This window comes from Telluria sp. RB2R28 (assembly GCF_059685835.1).
Genome location: NZ_JCASIK010000002.1, coordinates 955,883 through 979,346, shown reverse-complemented (window position 1 = coordinate 979,346; position 23,464 = coordinate 955,883). Strand labels below are relative to the sequence as shown.

The window sequence follows — 23,464 nt, the reverse complement described above, 5'->3', positions numbered from 1 at the left end:
AGAACATCATGCGAATCAGTACCGCGAACCTGTATGCCACCTCGACCAACCAGCTCAACACGCTGCAAGGCGCGCTCGCGCGCACGCAGATGCAGCTCTCGACCGACCGGCGTCTCCTGACCGCTGCCGACGATCCGGTCGCCTCGGCGCGCGCGCTCGAAGTGGGCCAGTCGCAGGAAATCAACGCCCAGTTCGCCACCAACCGCAACAGTGCGAAGTCGTCGCTGTCGCAGGTCGAGTCGACGTTGCAGAATACCGGCGACCTGCTGCAGGATATGCAGACGCTGGCCGTTTCGGGCGGTAACGCCACGATGCTGCAGAGCGATCGCGAAAAGCTGGCCACCGAACTCGAAGGCAAGCTGGCCGACCTGCTGGGCCTGGCCAATACCGCCGACGGGTCGGGCGGCTATCTGTTCTCGGGCTACAAGACCACGACGCAGCCTTTTACCAGCAGCCCGGGCGGCGCTGTTTACCAGGGTGACCAGGGCGTGCGCCAGTTGCAGGTAAGCGACTCGCGCAAGATCCCGCTGTCGGCGTCCGGCAGCGCCATTTTCGAGGCGATCCCGACTGGCAACGGCACGTTCCAGACGCAGGCCGGCGATGTCAAGAACAACGTTGTTAACAAGGGTAATGCCCTGATCTCCTCCGGCTCGGTCGTGGACCGCAATGCACTGAAGAGCAATAAGTATGCAATCGAGTTCGCCATCAGTGCGGCCACGCCGCCGGTGACGACCTATTCCGTCTACAACACGACTTCCGGTACGAAATCGCTTGTCAGCAATGGCAACACATATGAAGACGGCAAGCAGATCAAGCTCGATGGCATGGCCTTCGACATCAAGGGTGCGCCAGCGCCGGGCGATACCTTCACCATCGAGCCGAGCCAGAAGCAGTCGGTGTTCAAAACCGTGACCGACCTGATCGCTACGCTGCGTGCGCCTGCCGATGGCTCAACCGGCAAGGCAGCGCTGACCAATGGCCTGAACACGGCCCTCGACAACCTCAAGAACGCGCACGACAATGTGCTCACGGTGCAGGCCTCGGTCGGCGCCCACATGAAAGAACTCGATTACCTCGACAGCACCGGCGACGACCTCGACATCCAGTACGCGTCCACGCTCGACGACCTGGTGGGCCTCGACACCGTCAAGGCCATCTCGGACTTCTCACAGCAGCAAATGACGCTGCAGGCGGCGCAGATGTCGTTCAAGACGATGTCGGGCCTGTCGCTGTTCAACTACCTTTGATCTTCGGCGCGACCTTACCGTTCACCTTGGGTGGTTCTTTCGCGGCGCTGATCTCGGCGCCGCAGTTCGTATCGGGCGCCTTGTCGACGTTGATCAACGGGAGCAGGGCGGCCAGCGGATTGATCGCGGCCAGCGCCACGGCCGCGCCGGCCTTGAGTGCCAGCGGCCCGGCATGCGGCCCCACCTTCGGATCCTTGAACGTGCCGCGCGCATACAGCGGCGTGCGCAGCGACAGAATGCGCGCACCTTTCGTTTTCGGCCGCACGTCCACGTCCAGCTGTTCGGTCGCCAGGTCCACGTAGCCGGTCGCATTCACCACCGCATCTTCACTATCGAGCACGAAGCGATCGATATTCGCACGGCCATTGCGCACCGTGGTGGTCGCCGCCATGCAATTGAGCATGGTTTGCTTGTCGCCGAAAATTTTCACGTAGACGGCGTTGGCCACGTTCAGGCCGGCCAGTTCGAGGACGAACTGGCTGACCGTGCCTTCGGTAACGACGGCGTTGATTTCACCCTGTGACGTGCCCAGCATGGCGGCCACGGTGTTGCCCTTGCCGACCAGCGCGCCATCGCCATTGATTTCACCAAAGGTTGCCTGCATCGATTGCAGCTTGGGGAACAGCTCGCGGATCTTCACACCGCGCGCTGCCAGCCGCGCCGAGGCATCCAGCACCTTCTCGCGCCCGTCGAGGCGGATGTTCGACGTGATGCGTCCGCCCGCAAGCGCAAAGCTCAGGGGGGTGAGCGTCAGGACCTTGTCCTTCATGCGGATCGTGGTCTCGATGTCGCGCAGCGGAATGTCGGCCGTGCGCAGGATCTGCTTGCCGGTGAACTTGACCTCGGCGTCGAGCGCCCCCCACTTGGCCGTGTTGAACTGGTCGACCGGCAGGGCCTTGCCCGGCGCCGGCGCCGTGACCTTGCCCGCAGCCTTGGTGCCTTCGCCCGTATCGGCGCCCACGGTCGGGCCCAGGTCGGCCAGGCGCAGTTGCTTCGATGTCAGCGCGCCTGTCAGCAGCGGGCGTGGCTTGCGCTGGGCGTAGGCGAGCGTGCCAGCGATATCGCTGGCGCCGACCTTGCCGGTGAAGTCTTTATAGGTGAAGGTCCAGAAGTCGCCGTCCTTCTTGCCCAGCAAGGTGCCCTTGGTGGCATACGGCGGCGTTTCCGGCAGCAGCACGCCGGTCAGACCGTACAGGTCGGCCATGCTGGCGCCGGCCAGTTGCATCTGCAGTGCAAAGCCTGACAGCGAACGCGGATCGCGGATGATGCCGCGCAGGCCAAGCTTGTTTTCGCCGGCCGTGGCTTGCGCTTCGATCGGGAAGCTGGTGTCGTCGCCAGTGAGCGAGAGCACGGCGCCGGCCTTGCCGCCACCGGTGATCTTTGCCTTGTTGTAGGTGCCGGCCAGTGTGAACGTCAAGCCATACGGCGGCACGCCTGCGGCCGTGGAGGCGGTTTCGCCGCCCTTGATCGAGTCGGCGGTGGCGCGCAGGTCCAGGCCTACAGGCTCGTCAACGTAGTGCACCTTCGCGCTGTCGAAGGCCAGGCGCTGCAGGTCGACCTTCCATTCGGAGGGGCCGTTGTCCTTGAACGTCCACGAATTGCTGCCATCGGCACGGCGCTGGACAGCGATGTCCGGATTGGCCAGGCGCAGGTCGGTGATCACGACATCTTTAGTGAGCAGCGGCAGGATGCGCACGCCAGCCTCGATGCGCTGGGCGGCAGCCATCTGCTTGCCGACCGTGCTCCAGGCAGGATTGCTCATGTAGACATTGTCAGCCGTGATATGTGGCTGCGGCACGAAGCGCCGCCAGCCCGTTTCGCCGTTGCGATCACGCTGGAACTTGACGTCCAGGTCACCGCGAATGGCGAATTCACGCCCGGTCGTCTCCGACACCTTGCGGTTGATGTACGGACGCAGCATGTTCCAGTCGAACAGCATGAGGAACAGGATCACTGCCACGGTGATGGCCAGCAAGATCCAGCCGGTAATTTTGAGAGGTCTGGAAAGAGTCATTGTCGATCGTGCCCATGAGTGGGTCGGCGGCTGGCGCAGCGAGGCACCGGGATCGTCAGGCTAGCAGGGTCTGGGCAATATTGTTGGTTGGCTAAGTCGCACTACTGCACAATTAATTGGTATTTTTTTACGCTTTACGTCAGGTGAGGAAAAACTCGAGGCCACGCGCCATGGCCGGGAAAGTTGCCGAACCGTGGCCCTCCTGCGCCAGCAGGTGGAACTGCACACGCGCCAGGGTATTGGTCTTTTGCAGCCGCTCGCGAAGCTCGCGCGCGTTGTCCACCATGCGGCGCGCGGCGGCAATGGCTTCACGGCCCTGCAGCGAGCCGTTTGCGGCAGACGGTTGTTCCAGCTCGCCCACCGCCAGCATCAGGGACGGCTTCGTCGGCAGGGCGGCAACGCGCCGCTTGAAGCCGTCGATGCCATCCAGTACCACACGCTCGCGGTACCAGATCGATGGGCTGGCGGCCAGCCAGGTCTGGAACAGCGCCGGGCGGGTGAACAGCGCGTGCAATGTGCACAGGCCGCCATAGGAATGACCATACAGCGCCTGGCGCGCCGGATCGAGCGGCGCGAGCGTCCCGATCAGCGGCTTCAGTTCGCGTTCGATAAAGTCGAGGAACAGGTCGGCGCCGCCTTCTTTCGCGGGGCCATCCGCGCCCGAGGGCGGCGTGTAATCGCGACCGCGCCCCATCCCGTAATCGAACTCGCCCGGATAGCCGATGCCGACGACGACGGGCAGCGCAGCTCCCCGCCGCAGGATCGTGCGCGCCATCACCGCCAGCGTCGGGAAGGTCGCATTGCCATCGAGCGCGTAGATGACCGGGTAGCCAGCAGGTGGCGGCGGGGTGGTCGGGATGCTGACGAAGATACGGTAGGTCTGGCCGGTGATGGGGGAGGTGATGTCGAGTTGCCGGGCCTGGTGAAGCGTGGCGGGTTGCCACTGGGCCGCGGCGCGGGCCAGCGGGCTGGCCAGGACGGCGAGTGAGGCAGCGGCACCGAGGACGCGGCGACGCGGGAAGGAGGTCAGAACGGCAGCAGGAGTGGCCATGCGCTTGATGAAGGGTGAGAATGATTCTCATTGTAGCGCAGTGCGATGGCCGCTGTTACCCCGGCGCCGGCACCACCGGCGTGGCCGCCGGCTGCGCACCAGCTGTCCCTGGCTGCGGATTGGCGGCGCGCGGCAATGATCTGCTCACTTCAATGCCCTGGTTGAACAGGTTGACGATCGGCGCGCCCAGGTACGGCAGCACCAGGCTCAGCGTCAAGAAGCCCACGCCCAGCGTGATCGGAAAGCCGATACCGAAGATGTTCAGCTGCGGCGCGGCGCGGGTCAGGATGCCGAGGGCCACCTGCGTGATCAAGAGCGCGGCGATGATCGGCAAGGCGATCTGCAGGCCGGCCGAGAAGATGCGTCCGCCCCAGCGCACCAGTTCGAGTGCGGTATTCGATGAAAACGGGGTGTCGGTAATCGGCATCGTGATGAAGCTTTCGGCCAGCGCTTCGAGCAGGATCAGGTGGCCGTTCACGGCCAGAAACGCCATCGTCGCGACCAGCGCCATGAACTGGCTGATGGCCGACGAGCGCCCGCGCGTGCTGGGGTCGAAGAACATCGCGAAGCCCAGGCCCATCGTCTGGCTCGAGACTTCGCCGGCGTACTCGATGGCGGCGAACACGATGCGCATGGCAAAACCCATCGCCAGTCCGATGATCATTTCCTTGGTCAGGATAAGGAGGCCCGCCCACGAGGTCGGGTCGGCTGCCGGCACGGCCGGTACGAGGGGAGCGATGACGATCGCCAGCAGGATGCCCAGCGAAAGCTTGGCACGCACCGGCACGCTGGCATTGCCGAACAGCGGGGCCGCGGCGATCAGGCCGAGAATGCGCGACAGCGGCCACAGCAGGCCGGCGATCCAGGCATTCATTTCCGCCGAGGTCAGCGTCAGCATCGGGCGCTTCCGGGCGTGCGCACGCGGGCCTTAGCCGATCAGGCCGGGAATACCCGTGAACACCTGGCGCATATAGTCCAGCATCACCGACAGCATCCACGGGCCGGCGACCACCAGCGTGACGAACACGCCGACCAGTTTCGGGATGAACGACAGCGTGGCCTCGTTGATCTGGGTCGCGGCCTGGAAAATACTGATGATCAGGCCGACGATCAGCGCCACCAGCAGCAGTGGAGCCGACACCATCAGGGTCACTTCCATGGCCGTGCGGCCCATCGTCATCACGCTCTCGGGAGTCATCGCGCGGCGTCCTCTAGTAGAAGCTCTGGGACAGCGAGCCCAGCAGAAGTTGCCAGCCATCGACCAGCACGAACAGCATCAGCTTGAACGGCAGCGAGATGACGGCAGGCGACATCATCATCATGCCCATGGCCATCAGGACCGACGCGACCACCATGTCGATGATCAAAAACGGGATGAAGATCGCAAAGCCAATCTGGAACGCGGTCTTGAGTTCACTGGTGACGAATGCGGGAATCAGGACCCGCAGCGGAATGTCTTCAGGGCCCTGCAGCGCCGGCGAGCGCGAAATCTTGACGAACAGCGCGAGGTCGGATTCGCGCGTCTGCTTGATCATGAATTCCTTGAGCGGCACAGCGCCCCGGTTCATGGCTTCGGTCATCTGGATCTGGTTGTTCTGCAGCGGCAGATACGCTTCGCTGTAGATGCGGTCAAAAGTCGGCCCCATCACGAAGAACGTCAAGAACAACGCCAGCCCCACCATCACCTGGTTCGGCGGCGCGGTCTGGGTGCCGAGGGCCTGGCGCAGCAGCGAGAGCACGATGATGATGCGCGTGAAACTCGTCATCATCAGGAGGGCGGCGGGAAGGAAGGTAAGCGAGGTCAGCAGCAGCAGCGTCTGGACCGGCAGCGAATACGCGGTGCCGCCGTTGGCTGCCGGGCTGCTCTGGAACGCCGGGATGCCGGGCTGCGCCGCCGCGATCAGCGGCAGCAGGGCCAGGCCAGCGGCCAGCCACAGGTGTTTATGACGCATTGCGTTTGTCCATCGTGTTCTTGAGCCAGTCGGCAAAGCGTGTGGCCGGGATGCCGCCTTGTGCGGCGCCCGTGCCCGCGCCCAGATCGACCTCCTGGCGCGGCATCGTGTGCAGCGCGTTCACGCGGCCCGGTGCGGCGCCGACGACGATCCACTGGTCGCCCACTTCCACCACCATGATGCGCTCGCGCCCTCCGAGATTCAGCGCGCCGACAACGCGCAGATTGGCCAGACCGCCGCCCGGCTTGGGGCCGTAGCGCTTGAGCAGCCAGGCCAGGCCGATCAACAGGCCCAGCACGAGCAGCAGCGCGAAAATCGTTTGCAGCAGGCCGGCCGCGCCGGAGCCGCTGGACGCCGGCAGCGCGACTTGCGGCGGCGGGCGCATCGGCGTGATGGCCGGGGCGGTGGTCGTGGTGGACGGCGCCGTTGTCACTGCCGTGCTGGCCGGGACTGCGGGTTCGGCCGGGACTGCCGGTGCGGCAGCGCCGTCAGCATCGCCCGGCAGGGGGGCAACTGGCGGCGCGGCCGCGGCGGGCACGGTGGCCGGTGCTGGCACAGCGGGGGTCGCCGGCCTGCCGGTAGTGGTATCGCTGACCGGTGCGGCCGGCCGGCTTGTGGTGGTGTCCGTGGCTGGCGCCGCCTGCTGCGCCAGCGCGAGCGGCGCAGCCAGCAGCAGCGCCGCAATGGTCGTTAAATAGCTGGCGGCGCGGCGTGCGGTCATTTATTGAGTTTGCGAATCCGCTCGGATGGCGTGATGATGTCGGTGAGGCGGATGCCGAACTTGTCGTTCACGACCACCACCTCGCCCTGGGCGATCAGGCAACCGTTGACGAGCACGTCCATCGGTTCACCCGCCAGCCCGTCGAGCTCGACGACCGAACCCTGCGCCAGTTGCAGCAGGTTCTTGATGGCGATCTTGGTGCGGCCCAGTTCGACCGTCAGTTGCACCGGGATGTCGAGGATGAAGTCGATATCGTTCGGCGTTTCGTTGCGCGCGCCCTTGTTCGAAAAATCCTTGAACACGGCTGCAGAGGCCACCGGTGGGGCGGCTAAGGGCGACGTCTGGCGTTCGAGTGCTGCCGCTTCGGCCGCGGCCTGTTCGGCAATGGCTGCGCCCCAATCGTCGTCGATGTTTTCCTGGTCTTCCTGATTGTCGGACATGGTGTTCTCCTGTGCGGCGGGCGCTGCGCGCCTCGCCAATATACCGATTACTTGTTGAATGTGTCGCTATTGGCGAGCAGCTTCTCGACCTTCAGCGCATATTGCCCGCTGAAGACGCCGTAGCTGCAGTCCATCACGGGCACGCCGTCGACGGTGGCCTGCACCATCTCGGGCACCACGATCGGGATCACGTCGCCGATTTTCATGTTGAGGATTTCGTCGAAGTTGGCCTTCCCGTGGCCCAGCACCGCAACCAGCTCGACTTCGGCGACCTGGATCTGCTGCGTCATCAGGCGCACCCAGCGCTTGTCGACTTCGAGCGCTTCGCCCTGCAGGCTCGAGGTCAGCGCATCGCGGATCGGCTCGATCATCGAATACGGCATGCAGAAGTGGATCTGGCCCGACACCGAGCCCAGCTCCACCGTGAAGGTGCAAGACACCACCACTTCGTTTGGCGTGGCGATGTTGGCGAACTGCGTGTTCATCTCGGAACGGATGAACTCGAATTCGACCGGGAACACCGGTTCCCACGACTTGGCGTACGCCTCGAAGATGATGTCCAGGATACGCATGATGATGCGCTGCTCGGTCTGGGTAAAATCGCGGCCCTCGACGCGGGTGTGGAAGCGCCCGTCGCCGCCGAACAGGTTGTCCACCAGCAGGAACACAAGGCCCGGATCGAGCACCATCAGCGCCGTGCCGCGCAGCGGCTTCATGTGCACCAGGTTCAGGTTGGTCGGGACCACGAGGTTGCGGATGAACTCGCTGTATTTTGACACCCGCACCGAGCCGACCGACACTTCGGCGCTGCGGCGCAGAAAGTTGAACAACCCAATCCGCAAATACCTGGCGAAGCGCTCGTTGATGATCTCGAGCGTCGGCATGCGGCCGCGCACGATGCGCTCCTGCGTTGCCAGGTTGTAGGTGCGGACCCCCGAGGTGTCTTCAGGCGCCGAGATGTCGTCCTGATCGCCGTTGACCCCTTTTAAGAGGGCATCGACTTCTTCCTGGGAGAGGAAATTATCGGCCATGTTTGTCTGGATTTACTGGATGATGAACGAGGTGAATAATACGTCGGACACTTCCTGTTCGTCGCCATCTTTCTCGAAGGGTTCGGTAATGGCCGTCCGGATCTCGGTGGCGAGCTGCTGCTTGCCCTCGACGGTGCTGATCTCGGATGCCTTTTTGCTCGACAGCAGCAGCAGCATGCGGTTGCGCACGATCGCCATATTGTCCTTGACCAGGGTGGCCTGCTCGGGGCCCGCCACTTGCAGCGTGAACTGTACTTGCAAATACTGTTCGCCATTTTCCGGTTGCAGGTTCACCGTGAACGATTCGATCGGGACGTACTCGGCCTTGGCGTCCGGGTTTTTCTTTTTCTTTTTCTTGTGCTCTTTGGCCGGCGCCTCTTCTTCTTCGCCATGGGCGGCGGCGCCCTGCGTGAAGTACCAGCCCGCACCGGCGCCTGCGCCCAGCACCAGCACGGCGGCGAGGATCATGATGATCAGCTTTTTCTTCGAGCCGGAAGGTGCCGCTGCGGTGTCCGCTTTCGGATCAGCTTTCATTTTCGGATTCGCTTTCAAGGTGTGTCTTTGCCGCTGGTTGGTGAGGGTTCGTCATTATGGCATTGTCGTGGAAAGATGCGTCCCGGCAAGCCTCGAAAAGAGGGGGGAAGCCGTGGTAATCCGTGTGATTGTTGCTGAGGCGCGATGACAGAATAGAAAAGGGCGGCCGCTTGGCCGCCCTCGGGACACCAGTGCGGCATCAGGCAAACAGATCGACCATGCCACGGTCGCCGATCGACACGGTGCGCGTGCGCGGCGCGACCTCGTTCACGGCCGGCGCGCCATCCTGGCCGTCGCCCGTCAGACCACCCGTGCCACTCTGGCCGCCCTGCGCCCGGCGCTCACTGTCCTGTTGCTGCTGGCGCCCGTCGGGCACGTTGGCGTCGACCGTGGCGTTGCCGAGCGCAATGCCGCTTTCGCTCATCATTTCGCGCAGGCGCGGCAGGGCGTTTTCAAGCGCCTGGCGCACGTCCAGCTGGTCGGACGAGAAGGCCACGGTGGCCTGGTCGTTGGTCACGTTCAGCACGATCTGCACCGGGCCCAGGTCGGGCGGATTCAGCGTCAGCGTGGCTGCTTGCTCCTTGCCGACCATGTACACGATGCGCTGGCTGACCTGGTTGTCCCAGGCCTGGGTGCCCAGGCGCGCCGGGATGCGGTCGCCCGGCATCGCCGGATTGCCCGTGGCATCGACCTTGGCCGCCTGGGCCTGCAGTGCGGCCAGCGGGGCCGGGGCTTCTTCGGCCACCGGCAGTTGCTGCTGCTGTTGCTGTGTATCGCGCAGCTGGGCCTGGAACTGGCCGACGTCCTGCTCGCCCTGCGGCAGCGCGGCGCCGGGCGTCTGCGTCGTGCGCAGGTCGGCGGGTGTCTGCTGCACGCCGCTGGCGAGTGCCTGACCCTTGCCGCTGGCAGCGTCCGTATCATCGGTGGCGCCGGTGGCGCCGGTGGCCACGGCTTTCATATTGTCGAGCGCCGTTTCGAGCGCCGTCAGTTGGGCGTCGCCCTCGGTGGCGGCGCCGGCTGCGTCCGTGCTCACGGTGGCGGCGTTGCTGGCCGGCTGGCTCAGGCTGGCCATGAAGGCGAGCATGTCCGTCACCGGCGTGGTGGCTGCCGCGGCTGCCGCGGCCGCTTCTGCGGCGGCCGCATCGTCGGCATCGCTGGCCGCGTCCGCCGTGCTGCTGCTGGCCGCCTGCGTGGACTTGGTGTCACCATCGTGCATTGGCGGGCGGATGGTCGACCGGGTCGGGCCTTCACGCACCGGCTCGCGGTTGGCGGGCTTGTCGGCGCCCGCCGGCTTTGGTCCTTGTGCCGGTTTCGGTTGCGCGGCCGGCTGCGGCGGCGCCGCAGCGGGCTGGCGCGTGGCCATTTCACGGTTCAGCGTGGCACTGAAACCGCCACTGCCGCCGCTGCGCGCCGCGTCGGCCAGGCGATCCGGCGTGGCCGGGCGCTGCGCCGTGGCGTTGGCGCCGGTGATCTGGAACGGGAGGGTATTGGTCTGCATCGTCATGGTGGACTCGACTATCGACGTTGGTTCAGCGTTGTTTGTAACGGGCGCCACGGGCTGCATGGTCATCCATCTGCTTCTGGTCGCGCTTGTTCTCGACCTTGAGTGCTTCGCTTGCTGCGCGTTCGTTCAGCGTGCGATACGACAGGCGCTTGCGTTCGCTTTCCTGCCAGGTCGTGCGCTCGAACGTCGCCTTGTTCTGCGCGTGTTTGAGCACTTCGCGCTGGCCATTCAATGCGTGGTCCAGCTTGCCGATGAAGGCAACGAAGTTGTGGTACGCGAAAGGGGTGATGCCGTCCATCTGGGCGGTGTCGAGCTTGCGCGCGTATTCGTCGCGGTAACCGACCAGCATGGCCAGCTTCTGCTCGGCATCCTCAACCAGTTTCAGGGCCGCACCGAGCCGCTTGGCGGCCGCGTCGGAATCGCGTTGCGCCAGGTCGATCAGTGTTTCGAGAGCGGAAGCTTGTGCCATGGTGAATTACATTCTACCGGCATGACGTTGCCCGCAATCACTAGAATAACGTGGTCAATCGCCCCAAGCTCTCGGGAAGCGAGGCGTTGTCGTGGATTTCCTGGCACAGGAATTCCTCAATCTCGGTATTCTTGGCAATCGCCATGTCGAGCACCGGATCGCTGCCGGCCGCGTACGCGCCCACGCTGATCAGGTCGCGCGAGCGCTGGTAGCGCGAGTACAGCTGCTTGAGCTTGCGCGCCGCCAGCTGGTGCTCGTGCGTGGTAATCGAGTGCATGGCGCGCGAGATCGATTGTTCGATGTCGATCGCCGGATAGTGACCCGCTTCGGCCAGGTGGCGGTTGAGCACGATGTGGCCGTCGAGAATACCGCGCGCCGCATCGGCGATCGGATCCTGCTGGTCGTCGCCCTCGGACAGCACGGTGTAAAAGGCCGTGATCGAGCCGCCGCCTTCCAGGCCGTTACCGGCCCGTTCGACCAGTACCGGCAGCTTGGCGAACACGGATGGCGGATAGCCCTTGGTTGCCGGCGGCTCGCCGATGGCCAGCGCGATCTCGCGCTGCGCCATCGCATAGCGGGTCAGCGAATCCATGATCAGCATGACGTTCTTGCCCTGGTCGCGGAAGTACTCGGCAATGGCGGTGGCGTACGCTGCGCCCTGCAGGCGCAGCAGCGGCGGCGAGTCGGCCGGTGCGGCGACCACGGCCGAGCGCGCGCGGCCTTCCGGGCCCAGGATCTGATCGATGAATTCCTTCACCTCGCGGCCCCGTTCACCGATCAGGCCGACGACGATGATCTCGGCTTCGGTGTAGCGCGCGATCATGCCGAGCAAGACCGATTTACCGACACCGGTACCGGCAAACAGGCCCAGGCGCTGGCCCCGGCCGACCGTCAGCATCGAATTGATGGCGCGCACGCCGACGTCGAGCGTGTCCTTGATCGGCGCGCGGTCGAGCGGATTGACGGGGCGGGCGTTGAGCGGCGCCATGTCGGACGTGCCGAGCGGCCCCAGGCCATCGAGTGGCCGGCCGGCGCCATCGACGACGCGGCCCAGCAGCTGGATGCCTACCGGCAGGTGGCGCGCGCGGTCTTGCGGCCGGCGCCGCCCGTGCGGCACGCTGCCCGGCGGCGGCAGCACGCTCTCGACGGGGAACACGCGCGAGCCGGGTACGACGCCTTCGGTGTCGCTTTGCGGCATCAAAAACAGGCGCTCGCCCTCGAACCCGACCACTTCGGCCTCGATCTGGCCGCTGGCGGTGGGGATCGTGCAGGCCGCGCCCACAGCCAGGCGCAGGCCAACGCATTCCATGACCAGGCCCGCCACGCGCGTGACGCGGCCCGAAATCTGCAGCGGCTCGGCAAAGCTGACGAGCGTGTCGCAATCGCGGATATACGCTTTCCAGCGCGCCGTATGGCGGTCGTGCGAGGACGCCTGGGGCGGGTGCAGGGTGGTGTGGTCGTCCATGTTACGGGCTCAGCCAGTCGACATTGGCGGCCAGTGCGTGCGTCAGGCGTTGCCAGCGCGCCTCGACCTGGGCATCGATCTGGTTGCTGGCCGTTTCAACGCGGCAGCCACCACGCGCGATTGCGGCATTTTCGATGATGCGCCAGCCGCCGGTGGCCAGTTCTTCGGCCATGCCATGGCGTATCAGTTCGGCGTCCTGCGGATTGAGCATGAGAAGGGCGGGCTGCTGCAGGATCGGCAACTGGTTGATGGCGTCGCGCACCACCGACATGATGAGCTCGGGCCGCACGTCCAGACCGGTGCGCACCATGCCGCGCGCCAGGCGCAGCGCCAGGTCGAGCACGTCTTTGGCGATCGTCTCGTCGGCCTGCGACACGGCGTCGCCAAAGCTGGCAGCGACCGTGCGCAATTGCTCCAGTTCTTCTTTGGCCGCTTGCTCGCCTTCAGCGCTGCCGGCGGCGAAGCCTTCGGCATGGCCTGCAGCGTGGCCTTCGGCATGGCCCTGCGTGCGGCCTTCGTCCAGGCCCTGCGCGAAGCCTTCCTGGCGCGCTGCCTCGCGCATCGCTTCGAGTTCTTCGACGCTGGGCAGCATGACGTTCGGCGGCAGGCCGGCACCGATGCTGTTCAGCGACACGCCCGCCGGCACTGCGGGCGGGGATGGCTGCTCAGCAGCGCGCCGGGCAAGCGTGCTGGGGCGCTCGTCGCCAAACGAGGCCATCTCCCAGCGCTGGTAGGCGCTCTGCTGTTCTTTTGAAATTGCCATCAGACGAACGAATCCTCTCCTTTACCACCCAGCACGATCTGGCCTTCATCGGACAGTCGCCGCACGATCTGCAGAATCTGCTTCTGCTGGGATTCCACTTCAGACAAGCGCACGGGACCTTTCGATTCCAGGTCTTCGCGCATCATTTCGCTGGCGCGCTGCGACATATTCTTGAACACCTTCTCGCGCAGATCCTGCGAGGCGCCCTTGAGCGCGATGATCAGCATGTCGGACTGTACTTCACGCAGCAGCAACTGGATACCACGATCGTCGATATCGATAATATTGTCGAACACGAACATCTCGTCCATGATCTTCTGCGCCATGTCGTTGTCGTAGTTCTTGATGTTGTCCATCACGGCCGATTCCTGCTCGCCGCTCATGAAGTTCAAGATCTCGGCCGCAGTACGCACACCGCCCAGCGACGACTTCTTGATGTGCTCATTGCCCGACAACAGCTTGGTCAGCACGTCGTTCAGTTCGCGCAGCGCCGCCGGCTGCACGCCGTCGAGCGTCGCGATACGCAGCACCACGTCGTTGCGCAACCGCTCAGTAAAGTTTGCCAGAATTTCACAGGCCTGGTCGCGCTCGAGGTGGACCAGGATCGTGGCGATGATCTGCGGGTGCTCGTTGCGGATGAGTTCGGCGACCGACACCGAGTCCATCCACTTCAGGCTCTCGATGCCCGACGCGTCCTTGCCGCCGAGAATCCGGTTGAGCAGCACGGCCGCCTTGTCGTCGCCCAGCGCCTTGGTCAGCACCTGGCGGATGTACTCGTCCGAATCCAGGCCCACGGTCGAGTGCAGATTGGTCTCGGTGACAAAGTCTTCGAGCACCGTGACCACCTGATCGTGCTGCACCGCCTTCATCTGCGCCATCGCGGCGCCCAGCTTGAGCACTTCGCGCGGGCCCAGGAACTTCATCACCTCGGCCGCTTCGGCCTCGCCCAGGGCCAGCATCAGGATGGCGGCCTTGTTGGTATTGTCTTTGTCTTTATCACTCATTTGAACCCAACCATCCCTTGATCACGTTGGCGACGATGCGCGGATCCTTGCTTGCCAGCTCTTGCGCCATTTTCAGGTTGGCGCGGTAACCCATGTCCTGGCGTATCTTTTCTTCTTCCTTGATCGCTTCTTCGGCTGGCGTGTCGGCGACTTCTTCTTCGGCGTTCTCGTCCTTTTCTTCTTCCTTCGGCTCTTCCGGCACGGCCGTGGCTTCGTCGAACTTCTTGATGGCCGGGCGCAGCAGCGGACGCAGGAAGCGGAAGTACAGGAAAGCGATCACGGCAGCCACGAAGGCATAGCGGGCCAGGTCCTTGAACAGCGGGAAGTTCGCCGGATCGCTCCACCAGGTCGGTTCTACCACTGCCTCGGCCGGTTTGTCCACGCCGTCGAATGGCGCGTTGGTCACGTTCAGCGTGTCGCCGCGCGCCTGGTTGTAGCCCATCGCCTGCTTGACCAGCTCATTGATCTGGGCCACTTCGGCCGCGGCCAGCGGACGCACGGTGACCTTGCCGGTGGCCGGATCGACGATGCGGCGGTGATTCACGACCACGCCGACCGTCAGGCGCTTGATGCCGCCCATCGGACGCTGCTCGTAGCGGATGGTCTTGTCGACTTCGTAATTCGTGGTCGAGTTCTTGCTGGTCGGGGCGCTTGGCTGCGCGCCTTCGGCTGGCGGTGCGCCGTCGATCGGCGCCGTGTTCACGCCCGGCGGCTGGTTCGACAGCGCGCCCGGCACGCCGGATGCCGCGCCACCTGCGCCGACCACTTCCGAACTTTGCGTGCTGCGGATCGCCTGCGGCTCCGGTGGCGAATTCGGCTTGTACATCTCGGCAGCCGTATCGACCTGGGCGAAGTCCACCTCGGCGGTCGCTTCGGCGCGCACATTGCCTTCGCCGACGAGCGGCTTGATGATCGACTCGACCTGTTTGATGATGTTCTGCTGGACCTGGTCAACGTACTTGAGCTGGGTCGGATCGAGCGACTTGCCGCCCGCGCCCTTGTTGCTGGTATCGGACAGCAGCGCGCCGTTCTGGTCGACGACGGTCACGTTACCTGTGGTCAGTTCCGGCACGCTCGACGCGACCAGGTGGACGATGGCGCTGACCTGGCCCGGATCGAGCGCGCGGCCCGGTTGCAGGTTCAGCAGCACGGACGCGGTCGGCTTTTGCTGGTCGCGCACGAAGACGGATGGTTTCGGCAACGCCAGGTGGACGCGCGCCGCGGCCACCGACCCCAGCGACTGGATCGAACGCGCCAGCTCGCCTTCGAGCGAGCGCTGGTAATTGACCTGTTCCAGAAACTGCGAGACGCCCAGCTTCTGGTTTTCCATCAGCTCGAAGCCGACGTTGCCGCCTTTCGGCAGGCCCTGCGCCGCGAGCTTCAGGCGCAGATCGTGGATATGTTCGGCCGGCACGAGGATCGCGTTGCCGCCTTCCGAAAACTTGTACTGCACACCCATCTGGTCGAGCGACGCGGTAATGGCGCCGCCATCGCGGTCGCTGTAATTGGCGAACAGAATCCGGTACTCCGGCGCCTGGCTCCACATCCAGACCGCAATCATCAACGCCAGAATGAGCGCGACACCACCACCCACGGCAACGCGCTTGCCCATGGTCGTCTGGAAAAACGACGGGGTAGCGGGGGCCGGCGTGCCTGGTGGCGTGTCGATAAGGTTTTCAGCAGTTGCTGCCATGGTGGAGGGGCCTGGTCAAAATGGGTGGGGACAGCACGCATTATGGAGCCACCGGGCAACATTCAAACCCCGAAATAGCGGGCGTTTACGGGCCTGATTCGCAGGTCAAATTCGCTTTTGCGCTGCTATTCTGCTTCCCTGAGTGCATTTGTAGAGTTTTCTGCAAGGCGAACACAAGCGGAGGGCAAGATGAGTATTGGCGGCATCGGCGGGATTGATACAAGCCGGATCCAGGCCATGATGGAACAGCTCAAGGCGGCAGCGACCAAGGCGTCGGCGGCGCCCGAGGTGGCCAATGGCCTGGGCGGCGCGAGCGCGATCGGGGGCAAATCCGCGGTCAAGCTCGATTTTGCAGAAGCACTGCACAGCACGCTGCAGGGCGTGAGCGACCGTTCGGCCGAGGCGCAAGCCCTGAGCAAGCGCTTTACGATGGGTGACGATACAGTCAGCCTGTCGGACACGATGGTGGCGATGCAAAAATCGAGCATTGCGTTCCAGGCGACTGTGCAGGTACGCAACAAAATGATTTCGGCCTATCAGGACATCATGAACATGCAGGTGTAATTGAACCTAGCGATCGAGCGTATCGAGCTTGCGGTCGAGCATATCGCCGCGCGTGCGCATCGTCTGCTCGGCCTGCTGGAGCGTGCGTTCGGTAACGCCGTCAATGGCCGGGCCACTGGACGGCACGATGCGCGGCGTGATGACGACAATTGTTTCAGTGGCCGCACCGCCATCGTCGGTGCTGCCAAAAGCGCCACCAATCACCGGAATATCCGACAGCAACGGAATGCCCAGGCGCCGGTAGGTGCGGCTGCGCTTGATCAGGCCGCCGATCAGCACCGGTTGCCCGTCGCTGGCCACCAGCTGCGTGTTCACTTCAGTCGTCTTCTTCGACGGAATGCCGGCCGATACCGAGCCGGAGCTCACTTCGGGCCGGATCTTCATCATGATGCGTCCATCGGCGTCGACCGACGGCGTCACGCGCAGGATCACGCCGGTGTCGAGGAACTCGATCGATTCGGACGTGACGTTGTTGATTGTCGTCGTCAGGCGATAGCCCAGCTGGTCGCCGACATTCGTGCTCGCTTCCTGGTCCTCGAGGGCGAGCAGGCGCGGCGTCGCCAGCGTGTGCACGCGGCCCTTGTTGCTCAGCGCGCTCAGGTAGGCTTCGATATTGCCATTGACCAGGTTCAGGAAGAAGCGTGGGCCGGCGCGCGTGGCAAAGCCCGTCGCGCCCACCGTGTCGGGCCCATCGCCGCTGAACACGCGTGACCAGTCGACGCCGAAGTTTTCGTTCTGGTCGAGCGTGATTTCCAGGATCTTCGCTTCGATCAGGATCTGCTGCGGCGCGCGGTCGATTTCGCGCAGCACCAGTGCGGCGCGCTCCAGGCCCGCCGCTGTCGCTTCGACCACGAGCGTCTTGGTCTGGTCGAGCACGGTGACCGTGCCTGGTACGCCGATCTGGCGCGCCAGGATGGCGCCCACCTTGGTCACGTCGGCGTAGCGCACCTTCATCGCTTTCACCTGCAGGATGGCGCCGCGCTCGGGCAGCGCGGTCTTCGGGTCCGAAATCAAAAAGCCGCCCGCGCGTTCCGTCACCGCAAAGCCGCCGGCTTCGGCGATCGCCTCGATCGCCTCGCGCACCGTCATGTCGTACAGGTTGATCGAGACGTTGCCGCCGACCCCCTTGCCGAGCACGATATTGATGCGCGCACTGCGCGCAATCATGTTGAACAATTCTTCGATGGGCGTGTCGCGGAACGTGTACGACATCGTCACCGGGGCCAACGGTACTGGTGCGTTGGCCGTGCTCTTCGTCACCACGGCTGGCGCGGCAGTGTTCGCAGCCGCGGGCAGTGCGAGCGACGCCCAGGCTGCGCATAGGGCGACGAGCAGGAAGCGCGGCGTCATTGGGTGTCCTTGTCCTGCATGGTCAGCAGGTGCTGGTTGCCGGCGTGCGCCAGCAGCACGCCGCGCGCATCGATGCGCAGCACGGTATAGCCGGCGACACGCTCGCCGGTGGCCACGACATTGCCGTCGAGATTGGCCAGCGACTGCGCGCCGTTGAGCACCACCGCGCGCAGGCGTGGCGGCGTGGCCGGTGCGGGCGCCGCAGCGGCCAGTGGCGCGCTGGCCGGGAGCCGGCTCACGAACGGATCGCGCACGATGCGGGGCGGCGTGGCCAGCACATTGGCTGCCAGGCCGGCAAGGACCAGCGCCAGCATCGGCATCAAGGTGTGTTTCATGGTGGTGGTGTTCCAGTGTCGTGGATGACAAGCTGCAGGGTGATGGCGCGGTCGTCGGTATCGTCGGCGGCTTCCACGGTCAGTCGGTGGATGCCCACGGTTGGCTGCTGCCGTTCGATGGCGGCAATCCAGTCCAGCAGGGCGGTGTAGCGGGCGCTGGCGACGATCTCGACCGTGAGCAGGCGCACGCCGCCCACGGTGCGCTGCGCGCCTTGCGCTGCCGACAACACGGCCACGTCGGATGCTGCCGCAATGTGGCTGACTGCGGCGATGAGGGCCAGCGGCTCTGGCGGCGTTGGCGCTGGTGTGATGGCGGTGCCGGAGGCCGACGGCGGTGCAGCGCTTGGCGTGGCCGTGCCCGCTGCTTCCAGTGCGGCCAGCGCTGCCTTGTGCTGTCGGTAGGTGGCCAGCGGCGCGCGCAGGGCAAGCGTCCATGCCAGCAGCAGCGCGATGACGATCGCGCCGCCGACGACGAGATTGAGCTGGCGCGCGGGCAGGGCGGCCAGCAGGTCGCGCAGTTTTGGGCTCATGGCGCCTCCGCTGGCGGGACCAGCATGACCACGGCGCGGAAATCGATCGCCGCCGTCGTCGCATTGGCGCTGCTCGAGAGCAGTTCGACGCCATGCATGCCGGGCATGCGTCCCAGGTTCGACAGAAAATCCGTGATGCCGTTGTAATCGGCCGCCTGACCGGCCAGCTCGACGCTGCTGACCATGACCAGCGTGCCGCCATCGGTGTTGCCGGTGGCGAATGTCGTTGCCCGGCTGTCCGGGGCCGGCGCTGGCGTCGTAGCGGTGGCCGGGGGCGCCGTGGCCAGTTGCAGATCACGCTGCAGATTGATGGCGGTCAGCCAGGCATTCGCGGGCAGGGCGCTGTCGATGGCGGCGGCCAGTGCGGCCAGTTCACCTTCGCGCCGCAGCGCGTGCAGCAGCCCCTGTTGCGCCAGCAGGCGCTCGCGCGCCGCGTGCGCGGTGGCCGCCTGCGCCTGGCTGGTCTGCGCTGCGCTGGCCGCTTGCTGCAGCGTGGCCGTGCGGCGCTCCAGTGCGGCGCTCTGCCAGCGCAGCGCCCCGCTGCCGGCTGCCGCGGCCAGGACGATTGCCGTCAGCGCCATGCCGGCACGGCGCAGCGTGCGGCGCACGCGCACGCCATCTCGGTAGCTGCGCGGGATCATGTCGATATCAGCCATCGGCACCTCCGCGCAGCGCCAGGCCGGTGGCCAGTGCGAGCGATGTCGTCGCCTGTTCGCCAGCCGTGTCCCTGGCCGATTCGGGGAAGGCGCCGAACGGATCGAGCAGGTGCACCGGCACGTCGATCAGCTCGGCGATCCGGGACTGGATATCGGGGTAGCGCGCCAGGCTGCCATTGAGGTACAGGCGGCTGATCGAGCTGCCGCGCGTGCGCGAGGCGACGTACACCTGTGTGTGGGCGAGTTCATCGGCCAGTGCCTGGCAGGCCGGGTGCAGGATGGCGCGGATCGCGCGTCGCAGCTCGATGTGCGGGCTATCGACCGCCATGCCGGGGCGCGCGCCGATGCCGTGCTGGCGCAGCAGGCTGGCGGCCGTGTCGGGTTGCAGGTCGAGTGCGCCCGCGACAGCGCCTGCCAGCATGTCTTCGCCAAACGCGATCTCGCGATCGAGCATCAGGCGCCGGCCCCAGATCACGGTCAGGTAGCTTTTGGCCGCGCCGAAATTGAGCAGCGCGACCGACTGGCCGACGTCGCTGCCATGCAGCGTGGCGAGCAGGCGCCCGATGGCAGCCGGGCCGATGTCGAGGGCAACCGGCTCCAGGCGTGCGTGCTCCAGCATCGCCAGATAATCGAGCACCCGGTGCTTGAGCGCGGCAGCAACCAGCACCTGCCGCTCGCCGCCGTCCATGTCGGCGCCGCGCACCTGGTAGTAATCGATGACGTGCTGCCCGGCGCGCTCGCCCAGTTGCTCGCTCACCGCGCGGCCCACCGCCTGCGCCTCGGTCTGGCCACTGGCGACATGCACCGTGAGCGGCAGGATGCGCACGTCGGCCGGGGGCAGCGCGGAAATCACGCGGCGGCCCTGGAACGGCGCCTGCGCCAGCGCAGCATCGACGAATTGCACCAGCGCCTTCGGGGACGCCAGCAGCAAGTCACGCGGCATCGGATAGGGCAGCGAACTGGCGGCACGCAAACGCCAGCCGCCATCGCGCCAGTCGGCCTGCACCAGATTGAGCCGGTTGGCGGCGAAGTCGGCGCCAATGGGCCGCGCTGCCGATGGCTGCAGCCGGTGCTGGATGGTCGTCACGAGTTGGCGCAGTGTCATGATGGGCTCACGTCGATCATCCGCACTCCTTGGCGCGCACGATCTGCAGCAGCGGACGCTGGAAGGCGAAGGGCGCTTCGCGGCTGTAGAAACTGACATTTTTGCCGTCTTCGGGCAAGCGTAGCAGGACGCCATAGGCGAGCAAGCGCCCGCTGACCCAGCTATCGAACAGGCCGGTCAGGTCCCAGTTGACCGCGACGCTGCCGACGTCCGCCGAGGCCAGTACGGCGCTCGTGTAGTCGCCGCCGTTCCAGTTCGACGCCGGGCGCGCCTTGATCCAGGTGGCGCCCTTGTCCCAGGCCGTCGTGACGCGGTGCACGGCAACCTGGCGCACGACGCCGCTGATGGTGGTCGGCACCAGATTCAGCGTGGCCGACACCACCAGCATCTCGTCGTCGTCGATGTCGCTCAGATTCCAGCTCATCAGGATGTGCGACTTGCCGGAAACCAGGCGCAGCGTCTGATCCTTCTCCAGCGGCCCCGCGCTGGGGGTGACGATCGTGGTGTCGATCGTCTCGCTCGAGATGTCGACGCGCTCGGTCTGCTTCAAATCGTACAGGGGCATTTTGGTGCGCGTTACCGTGCGCGTGGCCCCGTTCACGGTTGCCGTGGCGATGACGTCGATGATGTCTTCTTTCTTGATGTCCACGGTTACCGTGCCGGCGCCCAGGGCAATGGGGCCGACCGGCCGGGTGACGCAAGCGCCAACCTGCCCCGACCACCTGGCAGCAGCAACACCCGCTTCGGCCAGATAGGCAGCGGCGCGGCCCTCGTAATCATCATTGATCGAGCGCAGTTCGACACTGCCCGCACGGTTGATGCCGAATGCCAGCGCCGCTAGCGTGGCGAGCAGCAGCGCGACCATCAGCAGCAACGCGCCCTCCTGGCGCCGCGGCATCATGGCGCTGCCCCGAGTCGGACAGTGCGCGCATACGCGACGCTGCAGTCCTGACCGCGGCTGGTGTCGCAATCCGGACGGTCGAGTACGAGGTCGATGCGCAGGACGAGGCGCCCGGCGCCCACATCCGATACGTTCAGATCGAACGCCCGCACGCCGGTGGCGAGCACCGAATTGCGCACCGGCTTGGCGTCTGTATCGGTTTCGACCAGAGCGCCATTGGTGAGTGTGTACTGGAGCGGCATGAGCCAGTAGGCTGCAGGGTTGCCGAGATTCTTGGCATCTTGTTGCCGTGCTTTCGCGGCTTGCGCGACGATGCGGCCGAGGACGAAGCGGGCATCTGCGTTCTGGTCCAGACCGGCGCGCACGAAGCGCGCGCTGTCGGCGCCGGCGCGCAGCATCTCGCTCAGCGGCAGCATCACGAGCGCCGCGATGGTTAGGCCGATCATCAGTTCGAGCAGCGTGTACCCGTGCGCCGGGCGGGGCATTGTCATCGCGCCACCAGCGTGGTCATGGGCCAGCGGCCGGCGGGGGCGGCCAGCGCCGTGGTCACGCGCAGCAGATGCTCGCCAGTGCCGCCCAGGCCGATCCTGCGGGTGCTGTCGACGCCGTAGCGGGTGATGGTGACGGTCAGCGCCGGGCAATGGGCCGGCATCGCCGGTGCGCGGTTGCCACCAGGGGTCGAATAGGCCGACGGCGCGTCGGGCGCACCGGCGGCGCTGAGCAGGTCGGCGTAGTGTTCGGCCAGCACGGTGTCCATCAGCGTGCTGACGCAGTCGAGATCGCGCGCCGCGAGGGCGCTGTCGGCGGGCACGTTGATGGCGCCGCGCAGCGCATTGGCGGCCGGGATCAGGCAGACCGACAGCAGCAGCAGGGCGAATACGGCCTCGAGCAGCGTCATGCCGGCGGCCCTGGTGCGCGATGGGAGAACATGCATGGTCGGCGGGAGGGTCAGGAAACCGTGATGCGACCGGTGGCATCGATGGCGATCGTGCGCTCGACATTGCCGGCGCCCAGCACGACCTGGCCCGCACGCAGCGCACGATCGCGCGCCGGACCGCTGCCTACACCACGCAGCAGCTTGCCGGCTGCATCGAATGCGACGGCAGCAGCGGTCGAGTTGTCTTCGAAGGTAAAGGTGCAGCGCACGAGGGCCATGGTGTTTCCGGCAGGGGCAGCGTTCAGGGTCAGCTGGTATGGTGCGCGGTTGAATGGGTGTTCGACGGGCATGTTCGACGCCGTGGTGGTGGTCCTGGCAGTAACCAGGGCGTACACGGCGATCGCGTTGGCCGGCGCATCGCAGTCAAACAGCCGTTGCTCGCCGCTGTGCTGCGCGTTTTCGCGGGCAAAGCGCAGCGCATTCACCACTTCGCCGGCGGCGGCATCGGCGCGAAACTCCGCCACCGGTTGCGCCGTCGGTATGGCGACGACGGCGGCGATGGCGAGGATGGCGACCACGATTATCAGTTCGGTCAGCGTGTAAGCCGCGCAGCGGCGCGCGTTCATGCTGATAGCCGTCTGATTAATGATCCGAATACGCTTTGCCGGCAGCATCCTTATCGGCACTATTCATGATGAATCGGCCTGTTTTAGTGTCGTACGCCCAGCCTGTACCAGCCGCCGCTGGGGCTGCGATGGTGCCGGTCGTCGTGACAACGATCGTGCCAACGTTATTGATCGGCTCAAGCGGTATGCCCTGACGCAGGTACGGCCCGTATCGATAGGTATTGTCGGCGACCGTGCAGGTTTCGCCCTTTGCATTGGACGCAAACTGCATCTGATCCTTCAAGGCCTGCTCGGTGCCAGCTGCGCCGGTGCCTTTTGCGCCGGTACAATTTTCGCCGGTACTGGATGCATTCGTCCCTGGGTAGGTAAACCCCGAATGTTGCGCGCGATACTGTTCAATCGAATTGCGCATCGTGGCCAAGTTAGCGTCAAGCGCCGACATTTGCGCATCCTTTGTCGCCGAGGAGAATTGCGGAATCGCAATCGCAGAAATAATTGCAAGAATAATCACGACAATCAGCAATTCGATCAGGGTAAAACCGGCGGCGGCAGTGCGCTTGAATGAGCTCGACATGGAAAATTTAAATAGTTGAACAAGCGTCTTTACAGGACGTTGCATGGTTAAAAAAGGT

Annotated in this window: 27 protein-coding genes; 2 read left to right on the top strand and 25 right to left on the bottom strand. The window is 65.2% G+C overall.

The window, feature by feature from the left end; genetic code table 11:
• Positions 1-8 precede the first annotated feature (8 nt).
• Entirely contained in the window at positions 9-1,247 is a 1,239-nt protein-coding gene (gene flgL, locus AC56LV_RS11935) for a flagellar hook-associated protein FlgL (RefSeq protein WP_499557863.1), read from the top strand.
• Here flgL and AC56LV_RS11930 read toward each other — a convergent pair.
• The 15 genes from AC56LV_RS11930 to fliF form a co-directional block, all read right to left on the bottom strand.
• A complete protein-coding gene (locus tag AC56LV_RS11930; RefSeq protein ID WP_499557861.1) occupies positions 1,234-3,261 on the bottom strand; it encodes an AsmA family protein in 2,028 nt (675 codons plus the stop codon). The genes flgL and AC56LV_RS11930 overlap by 14 nt on opposite strands.
• A gap of 139 nt (positions 3,262-3,400) precedes the next feature.
• Positions 3,401-4,312 carry an alpha/beta hydrolase gene (locus tag AC56LV_RS11925; protein ID WP_499557859.1) on the bottom strand — a complete coding sequence of 304 codons (912 nt, stop codon included), beginning with the start codon at positions 4,310-4,312 and terminating at the stop codon, positions 3,401-3,403.
• A gap of 55 nt (positions 4,313-4,367) precedes the next feature.
• Positions 4,368-5,210, bottom strand: coding sequence for a flagellar biosynthetic protein FliR (gene fliR / locus AC56LV_RS11920; protein WP_499557857.1), 843 nt, complete (start codon positions 5,208-5,210; stop codon positions 4,368-4,370).
• Between the two features lie 30 nt (positions 5,211-5,240).
• Positions 5,241-5,510: a flagellar biosynthesis protein FliQ gene (gene fliQ, locus AC56LV_RS11915; RefSeq protein ID WP_183555720.1), complete on the bottom strand. Its 270-nt coding sequence runs from the start codon at positions 5,508-5,510 to the stop codon at positions 5,241-5,243.
• 13 nt (positions 5,511-5,523) lie between these two features.
• The gene (fliP, locus tag AC56LV_RS11910) at positions 5,524-6,264 is read right to left on the bottom strand and encodes a flagellar type III secretion system pore protein FliP (RefSeq protein ID WP_499557855.1); all 741 of its coding nucleotides are present in this window, start codon (positions 6,262-6,264) and stop codon (positions 5,524-5,526) included.
• The gene (gene fliO, locus AC56LV_RS11905; protein WP_499557853.1) at positions 6,254-6,985 is read right to left on the bottom strand and encodes a flagellar biosynthetic protein FliO; all 732 of its coding nucleotides are present in this window, start codon (positions 6,983-6,985) and stop codon (positions 6,254-6,256) included. Before fliO ends, fliP begins: the two co-directional genes overlap by 11 nt.
• Positions 6,982-7,425: a flagellar motor switch protein FliN gene (gene fliN / locus AC56LV_RS11900; RefSeq protein WP_499557851.1), complete on the bottom strand. Its 444-nt coding sequence runs from the start codon at positions 7,423-7,425 to the stop codon at positions 6,982-6,984. The genes fliO and fliN overlap by 4 nt, the downstream gene beginning before the upstream one ends.
• A 47-nt stretch (positions 7,426-7,472) precedes the next feature.
• Positions 7,473-8,456, bottom strand: coding sequence for a flagellar motor switch protein FliM (gene fliM, locus AC56LV_RS11895; protein WP_183555716.1), 984 nt, complete (start codon positions 8,454-8,456; stop codon positions 7,473-7,475).
• A gap of 12 nt (positions 8,457-8,468) precedes the next feature.
• Positions 8,469-8,990: a flagellar basal body-associated protein FliL gene (gene fliL / locus AC56LV_RS11890; protein ID WP_499557849.1), complete on the bottom strand. Its 522-nt coding sequence runs from the start codon at positions 8,988-8,990 to the stop codon at positions 8,469-8,471.
• 199 nt (positions 8,991-9,189) lie between these two features.
• On the bottom strand, positions 9,190-10,494 hold the full coding sequence (locus AC56LV_RS11885) for a flagellar hook-length control protein FliK (protein WP_499557847.1): 1,305 nt from the start codon (positions 10,492-10,494) through the stop codon (positions 9,190-9,192).
• 25 nt (positions 10,495-10,519) lie between these two features.
• A complete protein-coding gene (gene fliJ, locus AC56LV_RS11880) occupies positions 10,520-10,963 on the bottom strand; it encodes a flagellar export protein FliJ (RefSeq protein ID WP_332532379.1) in 444 nt (147 codons plus the stop codon).
• Positions 10,964-11,003: 40 nt separating this feature from the next.
• The gene (fliI, locus tag AC56LV_RS11875) at positions 11,004-12,428 is read right to left on the bottom strand and encodes a flagellar protein export ATPase FliI (RefSeq protein WP_499503426.1); all 1,425 of its coding nucleotides are present in this window, start codon (positions 12,426-12,428) and stop codon (positions 11,004-11,006) included.
• 1 nt (position 12,429) lies between these two features.
• Positions 12,430-13,191: a flagellar assembly protein FliH gene (gene fliH, locus AC56LV_RS11870; protein WP_499503425.1), complete on the bottom strand. Its 762-nt coding sequence runs from the start codon at positions 13,189-13,191 to the stop codon at positions 12,430-12,432.
• The gene (gene fliG / locus AC56LV_RS11865) at positions 13,191-14,195 is read right to left on the bottom strand and encodes a flagellar motor switch protein FliG (RefSeq protein ID WP_482899802.1); all 1,005 of its coding nucleotides are present in this window, start codon (positions 14,193-14,195) and stop codon (positions 13,191-13,193) included. The genes fliH and fliG overlap by 1 nt, the downstream gene beginning before the upstream one ends.
• On the bottom strand, positions 14,188-15,888 hold the full coding sequence (gene fliF / locus AC56LV_RS11860; protein ID WP_499557845.1) for a flagellar basal-body MS-ring/collar protein FliF: 1,701 nt from the start codon (positions 15,886-15,888) through the stop codon (positions 14,188-14,190). Before fliF ends, fliG begins: the two co-directional genes overlap by 8 nt.
• A gap of 189 nt (positions 15,889-16,077) precedes the next feature.
• Here fliF and fliE point away from each other — a divergent pair, with 189 nt between their 5' ends.
• Positions 16,078-16,452, top strand: a complete 375-nt coding sequence (gene fliE / locus AC56LV_RS11855) for a flagellar hook-basal body complex protein FliE (protein ID WP_258835315.1) — start codon at positions 16,078-16,080, stop codon at positions 16,450-16,452.
• A gap of 6 nt (positions 16,453-16,458) precedes the next feature.
• Here fliE and AC56LV_RS11850 read toward each other — a convergent pair whose 3' ends face one another.
• Genes AC56LV_RS11850 through AC56LV_RS11805 form a run of 10 tightly spaced genes read right to left on the bottom strand, consistent with a single transcriptional unit; the run spans position 16,459 to position 23,406 of the window.
• Positions 16,459-17,802 carry a type II secretion system protein GspD gene (locus AC56LV_RS11850; RefSeq protein ID WP_499557843.1) on the bottom strand — a complete coding sequence of 448 codons (1,344 nt, stop codon included), beginning with the start codon at positions 17,800-17,802 and terminating at the stop codon, positions 16,459-16,461.
• Positions 17,799-18,137 carry a hypothetical protein gene (locus AC56LV_RS11845; RefSeq protein WP_499557841.1) on the bottom strand — a complete coding sequence of 113 codons (339 nt, stop codon included), beginning with the start codon at positions 18,135-18,137 and terminating at the stop codon, positions 17,799-17,801. The genes AC56LV_RS11850 and AC56LV_RS11845 overlap by 4 nt, the downstream gene beginning before the upstream one ends.
• A complete protein-coding gene (locus AC56LV_RS11840; protein ID WP_499557839.1) occupies positions 18,134-18,667 on the bottom strand; it encodes a GspMb/PilO family protein in 534 nt (177 codons plus the stop codon). Before AC56LV_RS11840 ends, AC56LV_RS11845 begins: the two co-directional genes overlap by 4 nt.
• The gene (locus tag AC56LV_RS11835) at positions 18,664-19,323 is read right to left on the bottom strand and encodes a PilN domain-containing protein (protein ID WP_499557837.1); all 660 of its coding nucleotides are present in this window, start codon (positions 19,321-19,323) and stop codon (positions 18,664-18,666) included. The genes AC56LV_RS11840 and AC56LV_RS11835 overlap by 4 nt, the downstream gene beginning before the upstream one ends.
• Positions 19,316-20,428, bottom strand: coding sequence for a pilus assembly protein PilM (gene pilM / locus AC56LV_RS11830; protein ID WP_499557835.1), 1,113 nt, complete (start codon positions 20,426-20,428; stop codon positions 19,316-19,318). The genes AC56LV_RS11835 and pilM overlap by 8 nt, the downstream gene beginning before the upstream one ends.
• Positions 20,429-20,444: 16 nt before the next feature.
• Positions 20,445-21,329, bottom strand: coding sequence for a DNRLRE domain-containing protein (locus AC56LV_RS11825; RefSeq protein WP_499557833.1), 885 nt, complete (start codon positions 21,327-21,329; stop codon positions 20,445-20,447).
• Positions 21,326-21,820 (bottom strand): PilW family protein, encoded by a 495-nt coding sequence (locus AC56LV_RS11820; RefSeq protein ID WP_499557831.1) that lies wholly within the window; start codon positions 21,818-21,820, stop codon positions 21,326-21,328. The genes AC56LV_RS11825 and AC56LV_RS11820 overlap by 4 nt, the downstream gene beginning before the upstream one ends.
• Positions 21,817-22,263 carry a type II secretion system protein gene (locus AC56LV_RS11815; protein WP_499557830.1) on the bottom strand — a complete coding sequence of 149 codons (447 nt, stop codon included), beginning with the start codon at positions 22,261-22,263 and terminating at the stop codon, positions 21,817-21,819. Before AC56LV_RS11815 ends, AC56LV_RS11820 begins: the two co-directional genes overlap by 4 nt.
• Positions 22,264-22,277: 14 nt before the next feature.
• Positions 22,278-22,832, bottom strand: a complete 555-nt coding sequence (locus AC56LV_RS11810; RefSeq protein ID WP_499557828.1) for a prepilin-type N-terminal cleavage/methylation domain-containing protein — start codon at positions 22,830-22,832, stop codon at positions 22,278-22,280.
• Positions 22,833-22,848: 16 nt separating this feature from the next.
• A complete protein-coding gene (locus tag AC56LV_RS11805) occupies positions 22,849-23,406 on the bottom strand; it encodes a type II secretion system protein (protein ID WP_499557826.1) in 558 nt (185 codons plus the stop codon).
• Positions 23,407-23,464 lie beyond the last annotated feature (58 nt).